Annotated in this window: 19 protein-coding genes; 12 read left to right on the top strand and 7 right to left on the bottom strand. The window is 67.7% G+C overall.

The genetic code is table 11. The features are described 5' to 3' along the window. The first annotated feature begins 31 nt into the window (after positions 1-31). Positions 32-679 (top strand): glutathione S-transferase family protein, encoded by a 648-nt coding sequence (locus DDE10_RS01425; protein WP_284734369.1) that lies wholly within the window; start codon positions 32-34, stop codon positions 677-679. A gap of 26 nt (positions 680-705) precedes the next feature. Here DDE10_RS01425 and DDE10_RS01420 read toward each other — a convergent pair whose 3' ends face one another. After that, positions 706-1071 (bottom strand): VOC family protein, encoded by a 366-nt coding sequence (locus tag DDE10_RS01420; protein WP_114950940.1) that lies wholly within the window; start codon positions 1069-1071, stop codon positions 706-708. A 97-nt stretch (positions 1072-1168) separates the two neighbouring features. Here DDE10_RS01420 and DDE10_RS01415 point away from each other — a divergent pair, with 97 nt between their 5' ends. The 5 genes from DDE10_RS01415 (at position 1169) to DDE10_RS01395 (ending at position 7538) form a co-directional block, all read left to right on the top strand. Further along, on the top strand, positions 1169-1726 hold the full coding sequence (locus DDE10_RS01415) for a TetR/AcrR family transcriptional regulator (RefSeq protein WP_114950939.1): 558 nt from the start codon (positions 1169-1171) through the stop codon (positions 1724-1726). 71 nt (positions 1727-1797) lie between these two features. Further along, entirely contained in the window at positions 1798-2328 is a 531-nt protein-coding gene (locus DDE10_RS01410; protein WP_284734368.1) for a GNAT family N-acetyltransferase, read from the top strand. Between the two features lie 69 nt (positions 2329-2397). Beyond that, positions 2398-3105 (top strand): NYN domain-containing protein, encoded by a 708-nt coding sequence (locus tag DDE10_RS01405; protein WP_114950937.1) that lies wholly within the window; start codon positions 2398-2400, stop codon positions 3103-3105. A gap of 106 nt (positions 3106-3211) precedes the next feature. Further along, a complete protein-coding gene (locus tag DDE10_RS01400; RefSeq protein WP_114950936.1) occupies positions 3212-3877 on the top strand; it encodes a dihydrofolate reductase family protein in 666 nt (221 codons plus the stop codon). A 202-nt stretch (positions 3878-4079) separates the two neighbouring features. Next, positions 4080-7538: a class I SAM-dependent DNA methyltransferase gene (locus tag DDE10_RS01395; RefSeq protein ID WP_284734367.1), complete on the top strand. Its 3459-nt coding sequence runs from the start codon at positions 4080-4082 to the stop codon at positions 7536-7538. Between the two features lie 33 nt (positions 7539-7571). Here the strand turns inward: DDE10_RS01395 and DDE10_RS23290 are convergent, their stop codons facing one another. The 5 genes from DDE10_RS23290 to DDE10_RS01375 form a co-directional block, all read right to left on the bottom strand. Beyond that, the gene (locus tag DDE10_RS23290; protein ID WP_162806209.1) at positions 7572-8153 is read right to left on the bottom strand and encodes a hypothetical protein; all 582 of its coding nucleotides are present in this window, start codon (positions 8151-8153) and stop codon (positions 7572-7574) included. 39 nt (positions 8154-8192) lie between these two features. Beyond that, positions 8193-9071, bottom strand: a complete 879-nt coding sequence (locus DDE10_RS01390; RefSeq protein ID WP_114950934.1) for an alpha/beta fold hydrolase — start codon at positions 9069-9071, stop codon at positions 8193-8195. 288 nt (positions 9072-9359) lie between these two features. After that, on the bottom strand, positions 9360-9908 hold the full coding sequence (locus tag DDE10_RS01385) for a VOC family protein (RefSeq protein ID WP_114950933.1): 549 nt from the start codon (positions 9906-9908) through the stop codon (positions 9360-9362). A 299-nt stretch (positions 9909-10207) separates the two neighbouring features. Next, entirely contained in the window at positions 10208-11272 is a 1065-nt protein-coding gene (locus DDE10_RS01380) for a 5-methyltetrahydropteroyltriglutamate--homocysteine methyltransferase (protein WP_114950932.1), read from the bottom strand. Between the two features lie 22 nt (positions 11273-11294). Next, a complete protein-coding gene (locus DDE10_RS01375) occupies positions 11295-12095 on the bottom strand; it encodes a citryl-CoA lyase (protein ID WP_114950931.1) in 801 nt (266 codons plus the stop codon). Positions 12096-12384: 289 nt separating this feature from the next. Between DDE10_RS01375 and DDE10_RS01370 the strand changes: the two genes are divergently transcribed. The 5 genes from DDE10_RS01370 (at position 12385) to DDE10_RS01345 (ending at position 18451) form a co-directional block, all read left to right on the top strand. Then, on the top strand, positions 12385-13530 hold the full coding sequence (locus DDE10_RS01370; RefSeq protein WP_114950930.1) for a CaiB/BaiF CoA transferase family protein: 1146 nt from the start codon (positions 12385-12387) through the stop codon (positions 13528-13530). A 230-nt stretch (positions 13531-13760) separates the two neighbouring features. Next, positions 13761-14570, top strand: coding sequence for an IclR family transcriptional regulator domain-containing protein (locus tag DDE10_RS01365; RefSeq protein ID WP_114950929.1), 810 nt, complete (start codon positions 13761-13763; stop codon positions 14568-14570). Between the two features lie 525 nt (positions 14571-15095). Continuing rightward, entirely contained in the window at positions 15096-17357 is a 2262-nt protein-coding gene (locus tag DDE10_RS01355; protein WP_284734366.1) for a TonB-dependent receptor, read from the top strand. Between the two features lie 13 nt (positions 17358-17370). Continuing rightward, positions 17371-17988 carry an NAD(P)H:quinone oxidoreductase gene (wrbA, locus tag DDE10_RS01350; protein ID WP_114950927.1) on the top strand — a complete coding sequence of 206 codons (618 nt, stop codon included), beginning with the start codon at positions 17371-17373 and terminating at the stop codon, positions 17986-17988. A gap of 28 nt (positions 17989-18016) precedes the next feature. Further along, positions 18017-18451 (top strand): nuclear transport factor 2 family protein, encoded by a 435-nt coding sequence (locus tag DDE10_RS01345; protein ID WP_114950926.1) that lies wholly within the window; start codon positions 18017-18019, stop codon positions 18449-18451. Positions 18452-18677: 226 nt separating this feature from the next. Here DDE10_RS01345 and DDE10_RS01340 read toward each other — a convergent pair whose 3' ends face one another. Beyond that, a complete protein-coding gene (locus tag DDE10_RS01340; RefSeq protein WP_114950925.1) occupies positions 18678-20021 on the bottom strand; it encodes a hypothetical protein in 1344 nt (447 codons plus the stop codon). Positions 20022-20494: 473 nt separating this feature from the next. Between DDE10_RS01340 and rpoB the strand changes: the two genes are divergently transcribed. Further along, entirely contained in the window at positions 20495-24652 is a 4158-nt protein-coding gene (gene rpoB / locus DDE10_RS01335; RefSeq protein WP_114950924.1) for a DNA-directed RNA polymerase subunit beta, read from the top strand. Positions 24653-24783: the final 131 nt, after the last annotated feature.

Below are 24783 nucleotides of genomic sequence, written 5' to 3'. Positions count from 1 at the left end.
GAAGGAGGCGCCGGCGGCGGGGAGAGAGATGATGGCACTGACGGTGTGGACCTATGACTGGGTCCCCGGGGGCGAGAAGGGGCCGCGCGGCTATGTCCGCGACCTGCGGCTGCGATGGGCGCTCGAGGAAGCCGGGCTCGAGCATTCGGTGCGCAGCGTCCCCTTCGGCGATCGCGGCCCCGAGCATTTGAGGCATCAGCCCTTCGGCCAGGTGCCCTTCCTCACCGACGGCGACCTCTCCCTCTTCGAGAGCGGGGCCTGCCTGCTCCACCTCGCCCGCAAGAGCGAGAGGCTGATGCCGCGCGATGCCGCCGGCGAGGCCGAGACGCTGCAATGGGTCGTTGCCGGCCTCAACTCGATCGAGATGGTGAGCGTGCCCTGGTGGTTCCTGTCCTTGTCCTCCGGCCCGGAAAACGGGCTGACCGGCTGGCTGCGGATGCGCCTCGCCCATCTCGAGGCCGTACTCGGGTCGCGCGAATGGCTCGCCGCCGGTCGCTTCACCGTCGCCGACCTGCTCATGGCGGATATCTTCCGGGTCCCCGCCTTGCGCGAATTCGCCGCCTCCCCTGTCATCGACGCCTATGTGGAGCGCGCCTGCGACCGCGACTCGTTCCGCAAGGCGCTCGCTAGCCAGCTCGCGCATTTCGAGGCCGCGGACGAACGCCGGGCCGCATCCTGACGGGCAGACGTCGAGCCGCCCTCCGCTCAGCCGTCCTTGAACGCGAACAGCTCGACGAGATTGCCCGAAGGATCCTCGATCAGGATGGCGCGCCCCGCCCCGCCGGCGCTGACGTCGCCCCGGAAGCGGGCGCCGAGGCTCCGCAGCCGGGCGACGAGCGGGTCCAGCGCATCGACGACGATCATGATCCGGTTCCAGCCGCCGGGCTCCGGCGTCCCGCCGGCCTGCCCGCCGCTGCCGGCGCCGGGCGCGCTCAGATAGAGCGTGAGATCGTCCCGCCGCAGCGCGGCGAACCGTCCCGGATTGTGCGTCTCCCGTGTGAAGTCGAGCATGCGCTCGTAGAATGAGACGGCCTGATCGACGTCTGTGACGATGTACCGAGCCGAGGCCATACCAGTCTCCCTCGCAGTGGACGGCCGGCGCGACGGCCGTTATCGAACGGCCTCGTTTCACATCTGGAAACGAAACGCAAGCGTTTCACAGGGGTTCATGGACAGGCGCATCGAAAGGACGATAGCGAAGGCGCGGGAAGCGGCCCTGGACGTCCTCGCCGATCGCGGCTTCGCCGCCTTCACCATGGAGGCCGTCGGCGAGCGCTCCGGCATCGCCAAGAGCACCCTCTATCGCCACTGGCCCGATCGCATGGCCCTGCTCGCCGACGCCCTCGAGACGCTCAACGTGCAGCCGAAGCCGCGCGAGCCGATCGGCGAGGGCGCCTTCCGCGACCGCGTCATCGCGCTGGTCGGTCACCTCGCTTCGGTATTCGAAGGCTCGCGGGTCGCCCGGGTCATGCCCGCCCTGGTCGACGCCGCGACGCATCATCCGGAGGTCCGCGATTTCCTGCACGCCTACAGCGCCGCGCGCCGCCGGACGCTCGTCGACCTGCTCGCCCGCGGTGTGGCCTCCGGCGAGCTCGCCGCCGATCTCGACCCCGATCTCGCCGCCCTCGCGCTCAGCTCTCCCGTCTTCTACTGCCGCTTCCTGACCCCCGCCCCCTTCCCCGCGGCGCACGTCTCCCAGCTGGTCGACCTCGTCCTCCGCGCCTGATTCTGACGCCATATGCTCCCGCAATCGCTCGAACCCCGTGCCCGCGCTGTTCGCCGATGCTATCGAGCCTCGTGCCCGAAGACGACCCGCCCTTCCTGATCCGCCCGCTCCGCCGATCGGACCTGACCGCCGCTTTGGCGATCCAGGCCGAGAGCTATCCGTCATTCCTCCAGGAGGACGAAGCGGCTTTCGCCAGCCGTCTCGACGTGGCGGCCTCCTACTGCCTGGCCGCGACACGGGACGGAAAGCTGTTCGCCTATCTCCTCGCCCACGGCTGGCCGAGCGGCTCTCCTCCCCCAATAGGCGCCGTCCTGCCGCGCAACCCGACGAATGAGGTCCTGTACATCCACGACCTCGCCGTTTCCGCCTGCGGCCGCGGGTCGGGGATCGGACGCGACCTCGTCGCGCGCGCCTTCGGGCTCGCTGCACGCGATGGCCTCCAGGCGGCGGAGCTGATCGCCGTCGAAGGCGCGGCGGATTATTGGCGCAGTCTCGGCTTCGTCGAAGCCGCGCCGTCGGAATCGCTTGCGGCCGAGGTCGCCGGATACGGTGCGTCGGCGCGATGGATGACGCACGAAATTCGCAGCGCCCCTACGGGCTAGCGCTCTCCCCTCCCCCCGGCCGCCGCCGCGCCCCATTGCGGACGCGGCCCTGCGCTGCGATGAGCAGCCATGGTCGACCGCAGCCGCTCCCCCAACATCGCCTTGCTCATCGATGCCGACAATGCCTCGCCGCAGACGCTCGAGCAGGCGCTCACCCTTCTCGCCGAGCTCGGCACCGTCAACGTCCGTCGCATCTACGGAAACTGGAGCAAGGCGGCGCTCAAGGGCTGGGCGCAGATGACCCACCTCTACGCGCTCGAGCCCCAGCAGCAGTTCGACGTCACCAAGGGCAAGAGCGCCACCGACATGAAGATGACGATCGACGCCATGGACCTGCTCGCCCGCGGCCAGGTCGACGGCTTCGGCATCATGTCGAGCGACAGCGATTTCATGCCGCTGGCGATGCGCATCCGCCAGGACGGCCTTCCCGTCTACGGCTTCGGCACCGCCAAGACCCCGATTTCCTTCCAGCAGGCCTGCACCCGCTTCATCGACGTCGGCGCCCTCGTCGACCGCAAGGCGGACGAGCCGTCCACGGCCAGGCCGGCGGTCGATCCGGCCCTGGTCGATCTGCTCGGCGACGCGATCAGGGCGTCGGACCGCGACGAGCGCGGCTTCGCCAGCCTCTCCGAGGTCGGCCAGCGGGCGAGCGCCCGCTCCTCGTTCGACGCGCGAAGCTACGGCTATAACCGCCTGTCCGAGCTCGTCCGCGCCATCCCCAATTTCGCCACCGAGAAACGCGACGACGGCCGGGTCTATGTGAAGCGGGTCCGCTGACAGGGATCCTGCGGGGCGCCCGCGGTAAGACGCATCCGATCTCGAACGGCGTGCACGGCCGCCGCAATCGTGCGACGGTATCGAGCGCCCTGGTAAGGAGAGATCGATGCGCAAGATCATCGGAGCCGTGTTCGTCTCGCTCGACGGCGTCATGCAGGCGCCCGGCGGTCCGGACGAGGACCGCAGCGGCGGGTTCGAACTCGGCGGCTGGCTGGCGCCGTTCTGGGATGAGGAAAGCGACGCGGGACTCGGCAACCTGTTCGCTTCGCCCTTCGATCTGCTGCTCGGCCGGCGGACCTACGACATCTTCGCCGCCTATTGGCCCTATGTCACCGGCGAGGCGAAGACGATCGGCGAGCAGTTCGACCGCGCCCGGAAATATGTCGTCACCGGGTCGGATCGGCCGCTCGACTGGCAGAACAGCCATCGCCTCGCCGGCATCGACGCCATCGCCGAGCTGAAGCAGGGCGAGGGACCCGATCTCGTCATCCAGGGCAGCAGCACCCTCTATCCGCCTTTGCTCAGCGCCGGCCTGATGGACCGGCTGATCCTCAGGACGTTTCCGGTCATCCTGGACCGGGGCAAGCGCTGGTTCGGCGAGAACATGGCCCCGGGCGCGATGCGAATGGTCGAGCACCAGGTGACTCCCGGCGGCAACATCATCGCCACCTACGAACCAGGCGGGAAGATCGAGCCGGGCAGCTTCGTGACCGACGAGCCCACTCCCGCCGAGCTCAGGCGCCGCGAGAAGGTGAAGGAAGGCACCTGGTAGACGCCCTTCGCCCGTCGAGCCTGGAGGACGCGCCTGCCCGTCCTGCTCGTGCCGATGTGGCGCGCCGAAATCAGCAACCAGGAGATACATTGACACAATCCTAGCCGTTCGCACAATCTCCGCTCAGCCGCGAAGCCGATGGCACCTGCCCGCCACCTCTTGCGACCCGACGCCGACGCCCTAGACTGCCCCCATGGGGGAAATGTCCGAAGCCGATACGTTCATCGCCCAGTGGCGCGACACGGGCGGATCGGAGCTCGCAAACACCCAGAGCTTCATCAATGGCCTGTGCCGCCTGATCGGCGTCGAGCCCCCACACGGCAGCCGCACCGACGATGCGCATAACGACTATGTCTTCGAGCGCCGCGTCTTCCAGGACAATGGCGACGGTACGCTCAGCTTCGGCCGAATCGACTGCTACAAGAAAGGCGCCTTCATCCTCGAGGCCAAGCAGGGCAGCGAGGCCGACCGCGCCGCCGCCGCGCGCGGCGAGGACGATCTCGACCTGTTCGGCCAGACCGCCTCGGCGCGGCTGAAGCGGGGAACCGCCCGGCGCGGCACCCCCGGCTGGGCCAAGGCGATGACCCAGGCCAAGGGCCAGGCGGAGCGCTACGCCAAGGCGCTCCCGGCCGACCATGGCTGGCCGCCTTTCCTGCTCGTCGCCGACATCGGCTATTGCATCGAGGTCTATGCCGACTTCTCCGGCACCGGGAAGGCCTATGCCCAGTTCCCGGACCGCTCCCGCTACCGGATCATGCTCGACGACCTGCGCGATGCCGAGGTGCGCGCGCGGCTGGCGGCGATCTGGGACGCCCCTTTCAGCCTCGATCCGGCGGCCCGCGCGGCACGCGTCACCCGCGAGATCGCCGACCTCCTCGCCACCGTCGCCCGCCGGCTGGAGAAGCGCGGCCACGCCCCCGAGCGCACCAGCGGCTTCCTCATGCGCCTGCTGTTCACGATGTTCGCAGAGGACAGCAACCTCATTCCTGAGAAGAGCTTCACCGAGCTGCTCAGGAACCAGCGCACCGCGCCGCACCATCTCGAGCACCAGCTCTCCGCGCTTTGGGCGGCGATGGACCGCGGCGACTTCTCGCCGGCGCTCGGCGTCCCGCTGAAGCGCTTCAACGGCTATCTGTTCAAGGACCGCACCGCGATCCCGCTCGAGGCCGAGGAGCTGGAGGTGCTGATCCAGGCGGCCGAGCACCGCTGGACCGAGGTCGAGCCGGCCATCTTCGGCACCCTGCTCGAGCGCGCGCTCAACCCGAAGGAGCGCGCCAAGCTCGGCGCCCATTACACGCCCCGCGCCTATGTCGAGCGCCTCGTCGGCCCGACAATCATGGAGCCGCTCCGCGCCGATTGGGCGGGCGTCCGCGTCGCCGCCTCGGAGCTGATCGACCAAGGCAAGGCGGACGAGGCGCGTCGCACCGTCGAAGCTTTCCACACGAAGCTGGCCCAGACCCGGGTGCTCGATCCCGCCTGCGGCACCGGCAACTTCCTCTATGTCGCCATGGCGCGGATGAAGGAGCTGGAGGGCGAGGTCCTCGACTTGCTCGTCGATCTCGGCGACGACCAATATCTCGCCGAGCTCACCGGGCACACCATCACGCCCGAGAATTTCCTCGGCATCGAAATCAACCCCCGCGCCGCCGCCATCGCCCAGCTCGTTTTGTGGATCGGCTACCTGCAATGGCATTTCCGGGTGAACGGCCGGGATCGCCCCCCGCCGGAGCCGATCCTGCGCGACATCCGCACCATCGAGAATCGCGACGCCCTGATCGAGTGGGACGACAAGGTCACCGAGCGCGACGAGCATGGTGCGCCGGTCACCCGCTGGGACGGCGAGACGATGAAGCCGCATCCGGTGACCGGCAAGCCGGTGCCGGACGAGAATGCGCGGGTGGAGGTCTATCGCTACGCCAATCCTCGGGCGGCGAAGTGGCCGAAGGCGGATTTCATTATTGGAAACCCGCCGTTCATTGGAAAGGTCGGACTGCGCGCAGCTGTAGGAGATGGGTACTTCAACGCACTATTCTCGACAACAGACGTGCCGGAAAGTGCTGACCTCGTCATGCACTGGTGGAACAAGGCTGCGAATGTGGTTCGTCGTGGGGAAGCAAAACGCTTCGGCCTCGTTACCACCAACTCCATCACTCAATCCTTCAGCCGACGGGTCGTGAATAAGCACGTCGACGCCAAAGACCGCTTAAGCCTCCTCTTTGCAATCCCCAACCATCCTTGGGTCAACGAGAGGGATGGAGCGGCCGTGCGCATCGCAATGACCGTTGGAGAGAAAGGGACTGGACGCGGAAGGCTTCTCGAAGTGGTAGACGAGAGTGGAGCCCCTGAGCAGATTACGTTTGATACTCAGGATGGCTTGATCAGTGGCGACCTCCGAGTCGGCGCTGACGTTGCGCAGGCCGCTCCCCTACGGGCGAACGAGCGCATCTCCTCCCTCGGCTTTGCGCTTTACGGGAACGGCTTCATTGTAGATGACGATGAAGCGCGGCGCCTTGGAAGAGGAATAGACCCAATAGCGGATCAACTAATTCGAGAATATAGAAATGGGCGAGACCTCACAGCAAAGCCGAGGAACGTCTTCGTTATCGACGCCTTCGGCTACAGTGAAGATCAATTGAGGATGGATGCGCCGACCATCTACCAACATCTTGCACTTCACGTTAAGCCGGTGCGAGATTCAAACAGACGTGATTCTATAAGAGATAACTGGTGGATTTTTGGGTGGCCACGACCTGAAATTAGAAAGGCTCTTCAAGGACTCGATCGTTTTATCGTGACTGTTGAGACAATGAAGCATAGGATATTTCAATTCCTACCCAGCAAGATTGCCCCGGACAATAAGCTTACAGTCATAGCTACGTCCGACGCTTACCACATCGGTGTGCTTTCCAGCAAATACCACGTGACATGGGCGTCGGCCGCCGGGGGGCGGCTCGGGATGGGGGACGATCTGGTCTATGTGAAATCGCACTGCTTCGACCCCTTCCCCTTCCCCGCCGACGTTCCCGAGCCGCTCAAGGCCTGCATCCGCGCCGAGGCCGAAGCGCTCGACGCCCTGCGCAAGCGCGTTCTCGCCGAGCATCCCGACCTCACCCTCACTAGGCTCTACAACGTGCTCGAGGCACTGCGCGAAGGCCGCGCGCTGACGCCGCAGGAGCGCGACATCCACGACCGGGGGCTCGTCTCGCTGATCCGCCAGCATCATGATGAGATCGACGAGGGCGTCGCCGACGCTTATGGCTGGGGCGACGAGCAGCGCGCCGGCACGCTCGGCGAGGAGACGATCCTCGCCCGCCTCGTCGCGCTCAACAAGGAAAGGGCGGCGGAGGAAGCGCGCGGCCTCGTCCGCTATCTGCGCCCCGAATATCAGGATCCCGGCTACCGCACGCCGGTCGCGGCGACGCTCGATCTCGGGGAGGCCGCCGCGCTCCCGGCGAGCAACGTCATCCCCTGGCCCGCGACCCTCCCCGAGCAGGTCGGCGCCGTCCAGTCGATCCTCGCCGCCGCTCCCGCCCCCCTCGCCGCCCAGGACATCGCCCGCAGCTTCAAGGGCAAGCGCGCCGCCACCGTCCGTCCCGTCCTCGACGCCCTAGCTGGGTTGGGCATGGCGCGAAGGCTCGAAGACGGACGATACGCGGCCTAGAACCTTAGCGTGACTACTTTCCGCCCCAGCGGTCTAAATTCTGGGTCGATCGCGGCGGGGTTTTATAAGCATCCACGGAAAAATGATCTCACGTGGCATTCGGCCGCTAAATGAGTGGCCGGTGTTGGTGATATGCCAAGCGCCACCGCCATTGGTGCCAAATCCGGGGATACACATCATCTTTCGATCGTTGACGAGATCTTTCCACAACGCCCAGATGAGAATGTGCTCAAGTTCCTCGGTGATGCGGCGCGTCACCCGGGAGGTGTTCTTGAGTCGCCCGAAATCGACATGTCCGATACTGAGAAATGTCTTCCGCTTACGGCCGCGTAGTTCCGCCGCAGTGGGATGATTATCGAACCGACGGTCGAGCCGATCTGTGATGCCGATGTAGGCGATCGTTTCACGCTTGGTGGCCAAATGGTGATCCCAGGAGATCGCATAGAGATATCCAGGTTTTTGCTGGGCGCGGGCTATCGGCGCCTCTACGTCCGAGGCGCCCCAAGGCTCGGGAGCCGCCCATTCGATCGAGATCGGTCGATAGGCCGGACTGCAAATTACGTCTGCAGGTTCGCCGCCCAGATCAGCGGGCTTGAAACCATAAGGCTGCACCATCTTTGCCTCCGTTTCAGATTCATTCGTCGCCCCGTCACGTCAATAGCCCGCTTTATGGTCCGCGATAGCGTCGGGCCTTGATTCCTTGGCATCCCGGCTCTGGGTCGCTCGCGCCCCATCCGTCTCCGCCCGCTCCACCAACTCCCGCACCATCCCATTGAACACCGCCGCCTGGCTCAGGCTGCACACATGCCCTGCCCCCGCAATCCGTGCCCGCCGCCCGTGCGGGAGGCCATAGGCCAGCGCATCCCCCGCCAGCTGCCGCCAGGGCGTGTCCCGCTCTCCCGTCACCACCAGAACGGGCGCATAGACCGCCTCGAGGTCGGCGACGATCGGCCGTAGTTCGTGCGCCGCGCCGGCGGCGAGATCCCGGCCCTCATAGGCTTCCAGCATGACGTCGAGCGCGCGGCGCGCCTCGCCGGCCTCGCCGCGCATCAGCGGGTGACGCCGCCACAGCGCCCGCACCCGGTCGATCCGGCCGGCTTGTGCGAGCGCGGCATAGCTGGAGAGCGGGATCGCCTCCTCGCCGCGCGGGCCGGGCGCGAATCCGTCGAGCGGCGCCCCGACCAGCACCAAGGCGAGCACGCTCTCGGGATGGTCGAGCGCGAAGCGCAGCGCCACCCGTCCCCCCTGCGACAGGCCGACCACGACCATCGGACCGAGCCCGAGCGCGCGTCGGACTTCGACGAGGTCGTCCATTTCCCGGGCGATGTCGGGCGGCGCGGTCGAGCGGCCGAAGCCGCGCCGGTCGATGGCGATCGGGCGGTGGCGGTCGGCCAGGCCCTCGATCTGCGGCGCCCACACCCGCCGGTCCATCGCCCAGCCGTGGAGCAGGAGGATCGGCGGCCCCTCCCCCGCCTCCTCGAGCGCGATCGCTCCGCCCGGAACGGGGATTTCGCGGGTGCGGATGGCGATCAACGCGAGCGCTTCCTCTGAACGCCAGGGTACGCGCCCGCGGTGCCGCCCCCTCCGCGATCGTAGCCGACGGACGAGCGCCCGCCGGCCCACCTCCTCACCGTCGCCCCTGCGTAGCCTGTCCTGAGCGACGCCGCAGGCGGCGTCGAAGGGGCAGCGGCCCAAGCGGAGCCGGCGACGCGCGGTGCGGGTGAACCCTCAGCATGGGCCCCTGCCTGCGCAGGGGCGACGAATGGACGATGTCTCACTCCGGCATGCTCATGGCGTCGGCTGGAGCGCCCGTCTCCCCCCTCAGGCGGCCTCGTCGTGCCGGAACATGTTGTTGATGCTGTGGTCGCCGCCGAGCCAGCGTCTCAGCTCGGCATGGGCGTCCTCGCGCCGCTTGGCGTTGATCCGGTCGGCCTCGGGCGCGTCCATGGTGAACTCGACGATCATGCCGTTGGGGTCCTTGATATAGACCGACCGGCAATAGCCGTGCTCGAGGGTGAAGGTGTCGGGCTCGCTATAGCCGGCCGCCCGGATCCGCCCCTCTATCGCCTTCTGCGTCTCGGCATCGACGTGGAGGGCGATGTGGTGGAAGGGGGTGTCCGGCATCTTCGGCCCGAACAGGGCCTGGTCCTCGGCGCTGGCGAACTGGAAGAAGGCGAGCGCGCTGCCGTCGGCCAGCCCGAAGAAGCAGTGGCAATAGGTCCGCTCGGCGCCGAACAACTCGTCCTTCTCGCACCAGGTCGCGACCAAAGGCAGGCCGATCACCTCCTCGTAGAACTTTCGCGTCGCCTCGAGATCCTTGGTGACATAGGCGGTATGATGCAGGCGCGTCGGCAGCTTGGCTTCGCTCATTCCACTCTCCCTCTCCCTCGCGGCGGAGCGGCAGGCCCGCTCACGGCCATCCTCTCGCAGGCTATCACAGCCCCGGAAATGCAGCAATTCGTTTTGCGAAGATTTCTTCGCATATCGAAGTCTCTCGGGCCTTGCCTCCTTCTTCTAAGCCTCCCCCTTGATGGGGGAGGTTGGTGGGGGTGGAGTGCATTGACGGAATCAGCGCCGGCCGAAATGCCAGCCCACCCGACCCTTCCATCAAGGGGAGGGCCTAGCGGAAAGGGAAGGCGGTTGTGATTGGAGGAGGCGAACTCCGCCCCCTATCCCACCGGCACTCCGGCCGCCGCCGCCATCGCCGCCTTCGCCTCCAGCTCCGCCCGCACGATCGCCGCGCCCTTGGCCATCGCGGCCATCTTTCCGTACGCGACCTCGCGCGGGAGATATTTGAGGCCGCAATCGGGGGCGACGATGATCCGCTCGGGCGCCACATGGGGAAGCGCCCGGCGGATACGGCCGGCGACCGTCTCCGGCGTCTCGATCTCGTGGGTCGACAGATCGAGCACGCCCAGGATGATCGTCTTGCCCGGAAGCGTCTCCAGCACCGAGCAGTCGAGATGCGACTGCGCCGTCTCGATCGACACCTCCTTGACTGCCGAATCCGCCAGCTCGGGGAGGAAGGAATAGCCCTCCGGCCGCTCGTGGATGAGCGCGGCATAGCCGAAGCAGATGTGGAGCGCCGTCCGTCCCTCGATCCCGTCCAGCGCCGTGGCGAGCGCGTCGACGCCATAGGCCCGCGCCTTTTCGGGCCGCGCCTGCATGTAGGGCTCGTCGATCTGGACGATGTCGGCGCCGGCGGCGAACAGGTCCCTGATCTCCGCATTGACGGCGACGGCATAATCGTGCGCCATCTCGGCCTCGTCGCCATAGAAGTCGTTCTGCGCCTGCTGCGCCATGGTGAACGGCCCCGGCACGGTGATCTTGATCGTCCGGTCGGTATGGGCGCGAAGGAACTGGACGTCGCGCACCTCGACGGCGTGGCGGCGTCGGATCCGCCCGGTCACCCGCGGCACCGGATTGGGCTCGCCGCTGCGGTCGAGCGCCATTCCCGGATTGTCGAGGTCGACGCCTTCCAGCGCGGTGGCGAAGCGGTTGGAATAGCTCTCCCGCCGCATCTCGCCGTCGGTGATGATGTCGAGCCCGGCGCGCTCCTGGTCGCGGATCGCGAGGAGGGTGGCATCGTCCATCGCCTGCTCGAGCCAGTCCGGCGCCACCCGCCACAGCTCCGTCGCGCGCACCCGCGGGGGGAAGCGGCCGGCGAGCTTCGCCCGGTCGATCAGCCAGTCGGGCTGGGGATAGGATCCGACGAGGGACGTGGGCAGCAGCATCCTTGCCTCCTTCTCTTTGCGTTCAGGGCGCTTCGGCCGGATCCGGCCCGTCATAGTCGATCGCGGCCGCCGCCTCGCCCGAGAGGATGAAGCCGATCGGCCGCTCGCTTTCCTCCTGGAGGTGGGCGACCAGGCTGGCGGTGCGCGCGAGCAGGGAAATGCCCTTGAGCGCCGCCAGCGGAAAACCGACGTCGAGCATCACTGCCGGGATCGCCCCGTTGACGTTGATCGGCAGCGGCCGGCCGAGGACCTCCGGAAGCACCCGCTCGACCGCCCGCAGCATCCCGACATGCTCGGCCTCGGCGCCCTGCTCGGCGGCGAGCGCGAGCAGGAGATTGCCGCGCGGGTCGCCGCCCGAATGGAGCGGATGGCCGAAGCCGGGGATCGCCTTCTTCTCGGCCCGAAGCGCCGCCACGCCCCGCCGCGCCGCTTCCTCCGGTTCGATCCCTTCGCTTCGCGCCCTCTCGACCAGCCCGTGGAGGAATCGCCCGCACGCCTCGGCGCTGCCGAGCACCACCGATCCGCAGCCGAGCAGCCCCGCCGCGACCGCGCCCTGGAACGCCTCCGGCGCCGCCGCATAGGTCATCCGCGCCGCCACCACGCTCGGCACCAGCCCGTGCTCGGCGATCGCCGTCAGCACCGCATTGGCGAAGAAGACCTGGCGCTCGTCCGGATCCTGGCCGGTCACCAGCAGCCAGAAATAGCGGGTGAAATCCATCCGGCCGATCACCTCGCCGCACAGGTCGCGCCCGCGGACGGTGATCGTCTCCGCCGTCGCCGTCGAGATCGCGCTGGAGCGCTGGTCCTGCTTGCCTATTCGCATCGTACGTCCGTCTTTCTCTGCTCCCCTCCCCCTTGTGGGGAGGGGCCGGGGGTGGGGGTGCGCGGCGATGCCTCGCGCGGGCCGGGGGCCCGCACCCCCCTCTCCACCTCTCCCCCACAAGGGGGGAGAGTGCTTGCCCCGAGGATGAGTAACATGCCGTCAGCCCTAACCCCGCCACACCTCCTCTTTCAACATTCGCATTTCGAAGTTGTTTTCGCTATCCGAATTTTTCTATAGGAAGAGCGGGTCGAGTTGGGCGGCCGGTCGCTGCCTGGCCGGGAGGTAATCGATGGCGCAAGTGCTTCGCGACGTCCGGGTTCTCGAGATGGGGACCTTCATCACCGGGCCGGCGACGGGCATGCTGCTCGCCGATCTCGGCGCCGACGTCGTCAAGATCGAGCATCCGGACGGCGATCCGTTCCGCGCCTTCAAGGGCGGGCTCTACAGCCCCCATTTCCAGACCTACAACCGCAACAAGCGCAGCATCCGGCTCAACACCAAGCAGCCGGCCGACCTCGCCGCGCTCGACCGCCTCGTCGCCGACGCCGACATCTTCATCCAGAATTTCCGGCCCGGCGTCGCCGACCGCCTCGGCGTCGACGCCGCGCGGCTGCGCGCGATCAATCCGCGCCTCGTTTATTGTGCGATTTCGGGCTTCGGCCCTTCCGGCCCGGACCGCGACCGCCCGGCCTTCGATACCGTCGCCCAGGCCGCGAGCGGTTTCCTGCGCCTGCTGGTCAATCCCGAGCATCCCCGCGTCGTCGGCCCCGCCATCGCCGATTCGATCACCGGCTTCTACGCCGCCTACGGCATCTTGGGCGCCCTCCACGAGCGCGAGCGGACCGGCCGCGGCCGCCTCGTCGAGGTGTCGATGCTGGAGGCGATGTGCCATTTCAACCTCGACGACTTCACCCATTATTTCGCCGCCGGCGAGGTGATGGGACCCTATAGCCGCCCCCATGTCTCCCAATCCTACGTCTTCCGCTGCGGCGACGGCGGCTGGATCGCGCTGCACATGTCCTCGCCGGCCAAGTTCTGGGAAGCGCTCGCCGAGGCCGTCGGCCGCCCCGACATGCTCTCGCTCCCCGAATTCCGTGACCGCGACGCCCGTATCGCCCATTACGAGGAGGTCGTTCGCTTCCTCGCCCCGATCTTTCTCACCCGGTCGCGCGCGCAATGGGAAGAGCGCCTGCGCGCCCTCGAAGTCCCCCATTCGGCCGTCTTGAGCTCCGAGGAGGTGCTGGAGACCGGCCAGATCCGCCACCTCGAGATGGAGGTCGAGGCCGACCATCCCGACATGGGCCGCTTCCGCACCATCCGCTCCCCCGTCTCCTTCGACGGCGAGCGCAGCCTCGAAATCCGCCCGCCCCCCGTCCTCGGCGAGCATGACGAAGAGCTGCTCGGCCCGCTGCGCGGTCAGGAGGCGGCGGAATAGCAGTCCCTGTAATTCCTCCCCGCGATTTCGCGGGGAGGGGGACCGCGCGAAGCGCGGTGGAGGGGCCCCTTTCCACCCGCGCCATCCTTCGAAGAAGAGCCCCCTCCACCACCCTTCGGGTGGCCCCCCTCCCCGGCAAAGGCCGGGGAGGAAAAGGCATTCCCCGAGGCCCCGCTGGCCTCCCTCCCGCCGCCCGTCTATAGCGCACCGACAAGCGAGAGACGGATCGAATGGGGCGGGAACCGAAGCAGCGGCAGGATTCGGAATATCTCTCGACGCTCGAGCGCGGCCTGTCGGTGCTGCGCGCCTTCAACCAGAGCCGCCCGGAGATGCAGCTGAGCGAGGTCGCCGCCGCGACCGGGCTCAATCCTGCCGTCGCCCGCCGCTGCCTCAATACCCTGGTCCAGCTCGGCTATGTCGCTCAGCACGGCCGCCGCTTCCTGCTCCGGCCCGAGGTGCTCGTCTTCGGCTCCGCCTTCCTGGCCTCGATGAACATCGAGGAGGTGGCCGGGCCCCATCTCCAGGCGGTGCGCGACGAGACCGGCGACAGCTCGTCCATGGCGGTGCTCTCCGGCCACGACATCCTCTACATCGCCCACGTCTCGACCAACCGCCGCATCCGCCTGGGCGCCGGCGTCGGCACGCGCTTCCCGGCTTATGCGACCTCGCTCGGCAAGGTGCTGCTCGCCTTCCAGGACGATACCGATCTCGCCGCCTATCTCGACGCGGCCGAGCTGCCGCGGCTGACCGAGAATACGATCACCTCGGCCAAGGTGCTGCGCAACCGCCTGCGCGAGATCCGCGCCGACGGCTTCGCCTCGGCCCAGGACGAGCTCGACTACGGCATCGTCTCGGTCGCCGTGCCCGTCTTCGACAAGGACCGCCGGGTCGCCGCGGCGATCAACTGCTCGACCTCGACCACCCGCATCTCCCGCGAGGACCTCGTCGCCACCCGCGTCCCCCTCCTCCAGCGCGCCGCCCGCGAGATCGAGGACGCCCTCAGGCGCTGGCCCTTCCTGTCCCATTCGCTGCGGCCGTAGGGGCGCTGGGGGCTGGGGGCTGGGGACTGGGGATTGAATGCGCAGCGTGAACGCCCTCCCTCGCGTAAACCCTTCCTTTATTAAGCCCTCCCCTCGATGGGGAGGGTTGGGTGGGGTGGACTCCCCACAGGCACTGAGCACCCATTCTGTCTGATCCGCCCCAGAAGGCGCACATCGGCAATCCCCGCGCACGCGGAAACGCCACCCCACCCAAACCCTCCCCATCAGGGGGAGGGCTTTCTCTCCCCATTCCCCATTCCCCATTCCCCATTCCCCATTCCCCATTCCCCATTCCCCATTCCCCATTCCCCATTCCCCATTCCCCATTCCCCATTCCCCAGTCCCCAGTCCCCAGTCCCCAGTCCCCCAACCGTATGCCTCGCCCACTTTTCGGAATGCGAACTTGACTTCGATAATCGAAGTTCATACCCCTTTGCCCTATAAGAAGGCATGATCCGCCGCCGCCGACGAGCGGCCCGCGCGCCTGCGGCAATGGGGGCATGCCCGACATGGGGAGGGTCGCGCATGAAGACGGCTTCCACGCGCCTGCGGCGCCTGATCGGGGTCTCGATGCTGGCGACCCTGGCCGCGGCCGGCACGGCCCGGGCCGAGACCGGGGCCGCCGAAAGCGCGACCGCCGCCGCCGCCCAGGGGGAGAGTGCGCAGGACCCCGCCGACCCGGCCGCCGCGCCGCTGGAGGTCCGCGACGAGAACGACATCCTCGTCACCGCGCGCCGCCGCTCGGAATCGCTCCAGGACGTGCCGGCGGCGATCACCGCCTTCACCAGCGAGAACATCGAGGCGGCCGGCATCGAGCGGCCGGCCGACTTCGTGAACCTCACGTCGAACGTCCAGCTGGTCGAGACCCAGAATGCAGGGACCTCGTTCATCATCATCCGCGGCATCACCCAGGCGCGCAACAGCGAGCCTTCGGTCGCGGTGATCATCGACGGCGTCCAGCAGGTGAACCCGTCGCAGTTCAACCAGACCCTGTTCGACATCGAGCAGATCGAGGTCCTGAAGGGCCCGCAGGGCGGCCTCTACGGCCGCAACGCGATCGGTGGCGCGATCGTCATCCGCACCCGCCAGCCGAGCGACACGTTCGAGGGCCAGGCCACGGTCGGCGTCGACAACGGCTTCGGCTATTATCTGCGCGGCACCGTCAGCGGTCCGATCTCCGACACCCTGCGCTTCCGCGTCTCCGGCGCCTGGTACGACACCGAAGGCTTCATCCGTAATACCTATCTCGGCGAGGATGCCGATCCGGTCGAGGATCTCAGCCTGCGCGCCACCCTCTTGTGGACCCCCACCGACAGCTTCAGCGCCGATCTTCGCGCGTCGATGAACCAGCTGCGCACCCAGGCCCTCTATTTCAACATCGTCGCCGACGTGAACGACACCAGCCTGCCGGTCCGCGTGAACAATGCCGGCCAGAACGACCGCGACATCTACAACGTCTCGCTGCGGCTCAATTACGAAACCGATTTCGGCACCTTTACCTCGGTCACCTCCTACGACACGCTCGAGGAGATACTGACCGGCGACCAGTTCGACTTCCTTCCCATCGAGGAATCGCTCTTCTTCCAGATCCTCGGCTTCGATCTCACCCAGTCCCAGTTCCTCGACGTCGAAGCGATCAGCCAGGAAATCCGGTTCACCTCGCCCGAGGACCGGCGCCTGCGCTACATAATCGGCGCCTATGCCATCGACACCAACCGCTACATCTCGACCGGAAACATGGTCGATACCGGCAACGGCGTCTTCCCGGTCTTTCGTACCCCCAGCACCAATCCGCTGAACCCGCAGGCCTCCTTCCTCGCCGACCGCCAGGACAATTTCGCCTGGGCGGTGTTCGCCAACGCCTCCTACGAGATCTCCGATCAGTTCGAGGTCGACCTGTCGCTCCGCTACGACCGCGACCGGCGCCGTCAGACCACGCTGACGCCGCCCGCCTTCCTGCCCAACGTTCCGGGGTTCCCGCCGGTGGCGCAGACCGGCGAGGTGCGCCGCGTCGTGTTCGACGACTGGCAGCCCAAGGTCACTCTGACCTGGGAGCCGACGCCGAACCTCACCGTCTATGGCGGCTACAGCCGGGGCTTCCGCAGCGGCGGCTTCAACCAGACGGGGGTCGGCGTCGTCGCCTTGGCCAACGGCTTCGTCGGGGTCGAGGACATCTATCTCGACGAGACCGCCGACACGTTCGAGATCGGCGCCCGCGCCCAGCTGCTGAACCGGCGGCTGACGCTGAGCGCCAACGCCTTCACGACCAAGTCGGAGAACAGCTATTTCTTCGTCTTCCTCGCCGCCAATTCCACCCAGAATCTCGGCAACGTGCCCGAGGTGCGGCTGGAGGGCTTCGAGCTCGAGGCGCGGGCGCGGATCGCCGAGGGCTTCGACGTCAATGCCGGGCTCGGCTACACGTGGAGCGAGATCAAGGCCTTCCCCGATCCGTCGGTGATCGGCAACGAAGCGCCGCTCATCTCGCGCTACACCTGGAATCTCGGCGCGCAATATCGCGGCGATCTCGGCACCAGCGGCCTCGGCCTGCTCGCCCGCATCGACTATCGCCGCACCGGCCGGACCTGGTGGGACGTGCCGAACAGCACCGTCCGCCGTCCGGTCGACCTCGTCAACGCCCGGCTGGGCGTCGAGGGCGAAAACTGGTCGCTGACCGCTTTCGCCGAGAATCTGTTCGACGAGACCTACAATGCCGAATTCTCGCCCGGCGGCTTCGTGTTCAAGGCCCGGCCGAGGCGCTATGGTGCGGAGCTGATGTTCCGCTTCTGAAGGGAGAGTCTGCGTGCCGCGTATCCTGGTGCTCTATTATTCGAGCTACGGCCATGTCGAGACGATGGCGCGCGCGGTCGCGGAGGGTGCCGCGAGCGTCGAGGGCGCCGAGGTCGCGGTCAAGCGCGTGCCCGAGCTGGTGCCCGAGGAGGTCGCGCGCGGCGCCGGCCTGAAGCTCGCCCAGGATGCCCCCTTCGCCGACCCGAACGAGCTCGGCGATTATGACGCGATCATCGTCGGCGCGCCGACGCGGTTCGGCAACATGGCCGCCCAGATGCGCAACTTTCTCGACCAGACCGGGCCGCTCTGGGTGAAGGGCGCGCTGGTCGGCAAGCTCGGCGGCGCCTTCACCTCCACCGCCAGCCAGCATGGCGGCCAGGAGATGACGATCACCTCGATCCACACCACCCTGCTCCATCACGGCATGATCATCGTCGGCCTGCCCTATAGCTGGCCCGGCAACTCGCAGATGGACGAGATCAGCGGCGGCACGCCCTATGGCGCCAGCACCATCGCCGGCCAGGACGGCTCTCGCCAGCCCAGCGCGAACGAGCTCGAGGGCGCCCGCTTCCAGGGCCGCCACGTCGCGACGCTTGCCGCGCAGATGGAACGTGGCCGCCCAAGTCACTGATATTCCTTTTGAGAAGGAAATCGATCTCATGCTCGAGCCCAAAAAAACGAATATTTTAAAGGCGGCCGCGCCGGCGCTGGACGAGGCCGCCTTCAAGACCTGGCTCGACGCCTATAAGAGCGCCTGGGAAGGCCGCGATCCCGACGCGGCGGCCCTCCTGTTCAGCGAGGACGCGACCTATCAGGAGGCGCCCTGGGACGCGCCGATGGCGGGACGCGAGGCGATCCGGGCCTATTGGGCGCGGGTGACCGCGGGCCAGCGCGACGTCGCCTTCGGCTATGACGGCCTCGTCTGCAGTGGCGACGAGGGCCTGTGCCACTGGACCGCCTCCTTCCTCACCGACCCCGGCGGCGACCGCATCCAGTTCGACGGCATCTTCCGCTGCCGCTTCGACGGCGCCGGCCAGGTCGCCACCTTCCGCGAATGGTGGCACATGAAGCTCACCCCCGCGGCGGAGCTGTAGCGGGACTGGGGACTGGGGACTCGGGATCGGAGGCAATCCCCGCCCTCACCTTCCCCTCCCCCATGGGGAGTTCAGCGGCTCTTTGGCCTGTCCGGGGGACAGGCCTGCCGCTGAACTGGTCGGGGTGAGGGGGTTCTGAGTTCCGGGATACTCTCGAACGCCGAACACCCCCACCCTGGCCCTCCCCCTCGAGGGGGAGGGAAAGAAGGGTGGAGGCGATTCCAGCTCAGGCCCGCTCCAGATCCCCGTGGAGCCGCGCCTCGACGGTCTCGAGCAGGCCCGAGGTGCGGTCGACCGGGAACGGCTCCAGCGCCTCTTCGCCGGGGAGTCCGACCTGGAACGAGGCGGAGGTGCGGCCCTCGCTGCCGTCGGGCAGCCGGTAGCGCGCATCGGCGACCACCACCGGCAGCACCGCTTCGCCCTCGCCGGTCTTGGGCAGCGCCAGCGCGGCCTCGACCCGGGCGCCGTCTCCGGCCGCGATCGTCACCTCCGAAAGCTTGGCGTCGGCCGGCGGCTCGATCAGCATCCGCTCCATCTCGGACTCGGCGGCCGAACCGGCGGCGAACATCCAGGTCGAGATGCGCACGTCCTCGGCCGGGACCGATCCGGTATTGCCGACGGTGAGCTCGAACTCGACCCGGGTCTCGTCGCCGGTCGTGCCGGCGCGGATCGGCCGCATCAGGAATTCGAGCCACGGCCGGCCCATCGGCGCCCGCGAGTCCGCGGCCAGCGCCTCGACGTCCGCGGCATCGGGCTCGGTGATCTCGACATGGTCGGCCGAAGCGACGGCCTCGGCCGGCTCTTCCCACGCCATCGACGAGTCGGCGGCCGGAGCGACGGCCGCGGTCGGCGCGACATAGGGCTCGGGCTCCTGCGCGATCGCCGGGGTGGCCAGCGCCGCCGCGGCGGCGGCCGGAGTGAAGTAAGCGAGGTCCGGGCGAGCCGGCGACGCCGGCTCCTCGACCGGATGATATTCGTCCTCATAGACCATCTCGTCGGAACGGCGACGGCGGCGCATCAGCATCCACGCGAACAGCCCCAGGCCGGCGACGCCGAGCGCGACGAGCAGCCACGGCCAGGCGCCGGTTCCTTCCGCCGGCATTTCGGTGGTCGCGGCAGGAAGATCGGCCGGCGGCGGGAGATCCACCGGCGGCGGCAGCGCGGCCGGCGGCGCCGGCGGCAAGGCGGTCTCGGCCACCGGAGCGGGCGCCGGAGCCCGAGCGGGCGTGTCGGCGGCCGGGGCCGCGCGGGCCGGAGCGCTCGTCCGGCGGGTCGCGGTGCCCGTCTCGGCACGCGTCCGGGCCGGCTCGGTCCGGGGCTGGGTCGCGGCCGGCGCTTCGGCGGCCGGGGCGGCTTCGATCCGCGGCGCGGGCGCCCGAACGACCGGCGGCGGCGCCAGGCTCACCGGTGCCGGTGCCGGCGCCGGTGCCGTCGCGGTCGGCGGCGGCGCATCGACCAGCGGCGGCGGCGACGCGGCCGGAGCCTGCCCGGAGGCGGGATTGAGGGGGAGAGCGATGCCGGCCAGGAGCAGGGCGATCGCGGTGCGATGGGTGCGGTTTGACTGTTTCATGACAGGACTAGAATGATTTTGGCGGCAGGCCGGGCTCCGTCCGCCGCACGAGTCCGAGCCGAAACGCCGGATTCGCGCGCCCAATGGAAGAATGTGGACTGGACAACGCTGGACTCCGCCGCAAACGGCCGCGAACGCCAACGCCGCGACTCAGACCGGTCCACGGCCGCGCCGGCGGCGTGAGGCGTTCGCCCGCCGCGCCTTGCCCGAGGGCTTTACATCACCCTGCCCCGCCCCTATATCGCGCTCCTCACCACAGCCTTTCGGAACAGGATGCGTCCTCGCGCCGCGCATTCCACGCATTGATCGGTTGGGGTTTCACAGGACGCTGAAGCTGCGGTTTTCCAGTTCGGAAGCCTGCGGCTTTTTGCGTTTGAGCGCTGCAGAGATTTTTGCATCCCGGTCCGTCCGGGATGTCGGCAGAACCAGATCCCGGCTCCTCGCCGGGACAGGGCAGAAGGCAGAAAACCCACATGGCGACCAAGGCAGCCCCGGCCCCCGAGCACCGCACCACCGCGTCCAAGCGCATCCGCAAGATCTTCGGCAACATCCACGAAGTGTCGGAGATGCCGAACCTGATCGAGGTTCAGCGCGAGAGCTACGAGCAGTTCCTCCGCTCGCGTCCGCAGGACGGCTATGTCTCCGGGCTGGAAAAGACGCTGCGCTCGGTCTTCCCGATCCGCGACTTCGCCGGCACCGCCGAGCTCGACTTCGTCCATTACGAGCTCGAGGATCCCAAATACGACGTCGACGAGTGCCGCCAGCGCGGCATGACCTATGCCGCGCCGATGCGCGTCACCCTGCGTCTCATCGTGTTCGAGGTCGATCCCGATACCGAGACCCGCTCCGTGCTCGATATCAAGGAGCAGGACGTCTACATGGGCGACATGCCGCTGATGACGAAGAACGGCACGTTCATCGTCAACGGCACCGAGCGCGTCATCGTCAGCCAGATGCACCGCTCGCCGGGCGTGCTGTTCGACCATGACCGCGGCAAGACCCACGCCTCGGGCAAGTATCTCTTCGCCGCCCGCGTCATCCCCTATCGCGGCTCGTGGCTCGACTTCGAGTTCGACGCCAAGGACATCGTCAACGTCCGCATCGACCGCAAGCGCAAGCTGCCGGTCACCGCCCTGCTCCACGCGCTCGACATGTCGAGCGAGGAGATCCTCAACACCTTCTACGACCGCGTCACCTATGTGCGCGGCGCCAATGGCTGGCAGGTGCCGTTCGTCGCCGAGCAATGGCGCGGCCAGAAGCCGATGTACGACATCGTCAACGGCGATTCCGGCGAGATCGTCTTCCCGGCCGGCCAGAAGATCAGCCCGCGCGCGGCCAACAAGGCGGCCAAGGATGGGCTTGCCAACCTCCTCATCCCGACCGAGGAGATTTTCGGCCGCTATTCCGCCTATGATCTCATCAACGAGTCGACCGGCGAGATCTACATCGAGGCCGGCGACGAGGTTTCCCCTGAGAATCTCGAGAAGCTCGACAAGGCCGGTATCGACCGGATCGAGCTGCTCGACATCGACCACGTCAATACCGGCGCCTGGATGCGCAACACGCTGAAGGCGGACAAGGCCGAGGACCGCGACCAGGCCCTCGCCGACATCTATCGCGTCATGCGCCCCGGCGAGCCGCCGACCCGCGAGACGGCCGAGGCTTTGTTCGCCGGCCTGTTCTTCGATCCGGAGCGCTACGACCTGTCGGCCGTCGGCCGCGTCAAATTGAACATGCGCCTCGATCTCGACGCCGAGGACACGGTGACCACCCTTCGCAAGGAGGACATCGTCGCCGTCGTGAAGACCCTGGTCGGCCTCAAGGACGGCAAGGGCGAGATCGACGACATCGACAATCTCGGCAACCGCCGCGTCCGCTCGGTCGGCGAGCTGCTCGAGAACCAGTATCGCGTCGGCCTGCTGCGCATGGAGCGCGCGGTGAAGGAGCGCATGTCTTCCGTCGACGTGTCGACGGTCATGCCGAACGACCTCATCAACGCCAAGCCGGCGGTGGCCGCGGTGCGCGAATTCTTCGGCTCGTCGCAGCTGTCGCAGTTCATGGACCAGACCAACCCGTTGTCCGAGGTCACCCACAAGCGCCGCGTCTCGGCGCTCGGGCCGGGCGGTCTCACCCGCGAGCGCGCGGGCTTCGAGGTCCGCGACGTCCATCCGACCCATTATGGCCGGATCTGCCCGATCGAAACTCCGGAAGGCCCGAATATCGGCCTGATCAACAGCCTCGCCAGCTTCAGCCGGGTCAACAAATACGGCTTCATCGAGACGCCGTATCGCAAGGTGATCGACGGCAAGGTGACGTCGGAGGTCGTCTATCTCTCCGCGATGGAGGAGGCGAAGCACACCATCGCCCAGGCCAATGCGGAATTGAACGAGGACGGCAGCTTCTTCGAGGAGATCGTCTCGTCGCGGCGCGCCGGCGACTTCCTCATGGCCCCGCGCGACCAGATCACCCTGATGGACGTGTCGCCCAAGCAGCTCGTCTCGGTCGCCGCCTCGCTGATTCCGTTCCTCGAGAATGACGACGCCAACCGCGCGCTGATGGGCTCGAACATGCAGCGCCAGGCAGTGCCGCTGGTCCGCGCCGAGGCGCCGTTCGTCGGCACCGGCATGGAGGAGACGGTCGCCCGCGATTCCGGCGCGGCGATCGCCGCCCGCCGGGCGGGCTATGTCGACCAGGTCGACGCCGCCCGCATCGTCATCCGCGCGACCGAGGACGTCGAGGCCGGCAAGTCCGGCGTCGACATCTACACGCTGATGAAGTTCCAGCGCTCGAACCAGAATACCTGCATCAACCAGCGTCCGCTGGTGAAGAAGGGCGACTTCGTCCGCAAGGGCGACGTCATCGCCGACGGTCCCTCGACCGACATGGGCGAGCTCGCGCTCGGCCGGAACGTGCTCGTCGCGTTCATGCCGTGGAACGGGTACAATTTCGAGGATTCGATCCTGATCTCCGAGCGGATCGTGAAGGACGACGTCTTCACCTCGATCCACATCGAGGAGTTCGAGGTGATGGCCCGCGACACCAAGTTGGGGCCGGAGGACATCACCCGCGACATCCCCAATGTCGGCGAGGAAGCGCTTCGCAACCTCGACGAGGCCGGCATCGTCTATATCGGCGCCGAGGTCGAGCCGGGCGACATCCTGGTCGGCAAGATCACGCCGAAGGGCGAGAGCCCGATGACTCCGGAGGAGAAGCTCCTGCGGGCGATCTTCGGCGAAAAGGCCTCCGACGTGCGCGACACCTCGCTGAGGCTGCCGCCGGGCGTCGCCGGCACGATCGTCGAGGTGCGCGTGTTCAACCGGCACGGCATCGACATCGACGACCGTACCCGCGCCATCCAGTCCGAGGAGAAGGACCGGCTCAGGAAGGACGCCGAGGACGAGCGCGCCATCCTCAAGCGCTCGACCTATGCGCGGCTTCGCGAGATGCTGCTCGGCCAGACCGCCACCGCGGCGCCGAAGGGCGTCAAGAAGGGCGGCGCGATCGACGCCGAGGCGCTCGACTCGGTCGAGCCGCACGAATGGTGGAAGTTCGCGGTCAAGGACGACAAGCGCCAGGCCGATCTCGAGGCGGTCCGCGCCCAGTATGACGAGGCCGAGGCCGCGATCCGCCGGCGCCTGGACGACCGCATCGAGAAGCTCGAGCGCGGCGACGAGTTGCCGCCGGGCGTGCTCAAGATGGTCAAGGTGTTCGTCGCGGTGAAGCGCAAGCTGCAGCCGGGCGACAAGATGGCCGGCCGCCACGGCAACAAGGGCGTGATCAGCCGCATCCTTCCGGAAGAGGACATGCCCTTCCTGGAGGACGGCACCCCCGCCGACATCGTCCTCAATCCGCTCGGCGTGCCGTCGCGCATGAATGTCGGGCAGATCTTCGAGACCCATCTCGGCTGGGCCGCGCGCGGCCTCGGGCTGCAGATCTCGGCGATGCTGGAGGATATCCGCCATCGCGCCGAGGGCCTGAACAGCGGCGACGTCGGCAAGGTCCGCGAGAAGCTCAAGGACATTTACGGTCCGAACTACCATGCCGATCTCGACGGCCGCGACGACGACCATCTGATGGAGCTGGCTTCCAACCTCGTCGCCGGCGTGCCGATGGGCACCCCAGTGTTCGACGGCGCCAAGGAAGCCGACGTGTCGGCGATGCTGAGCATGGCTGGCTTCGACGAGAGCGGCCAGGTCACCCTGTTCGACGGTCGCACCGGCGATGCCTTCGACCGCAAGGTGACGGTGGGCTACATCTACATGCTGAAGCTACACCATCTGGTCGACGACAAGATCCACGCCCGCTCGATCGGCCCGTACAGCCTCGTCACCCAGCAGCCGCTGGGCGGCAAGGCCCAGTTCGGCGGACAGCGCTTCGGCGAGATGGAGGTGTGGGCGCTCCAGGCCTATGGCGCCGCCTACACCCTCCAGGAGATGCTGACGGTGAAGTCGGACGACGTCATCGGCCGCACCAAGGTCTACGAGGCGATCGTCAAGGGCGACGACACGTTCGAGGCCGGCATCCCGGAGAGCTTCAACGTGCTGGTCAAGGAGATGCGCTCGCTCGGCCTCAACGTCGAGCTGAACAGCATCGTCGACACCGACGACGACCTCGCCGAGGCGGCGGAATAAGGAACTCCTCCCTCTCCCCTTCAGGGGAGAGGGCCGGGGAGAGGGGAAAGCGGGCCCGCCGGCACCGACATCCCCCTCTCCTTCGCCGCTGACGCGGCTCTTCCTCTCCCCTGAAGGGGAGAGGCGCTAGA

Origin of the sequence: Sphingosinicella terrae, from assembly GCF_003347635.1 — a bacterium.
GTDB classification, from domain to species: domain Bacteria; phylum Pseudomonadota; class Alphaproteobacteria; order Sphingomonadales; family Sphingomonadaceae; genus Allosphingosinicella; species Allosphingosinicella terrae.
This window is presented reverse-complemented; position numbering and strand designations above follow the sequence as displayed.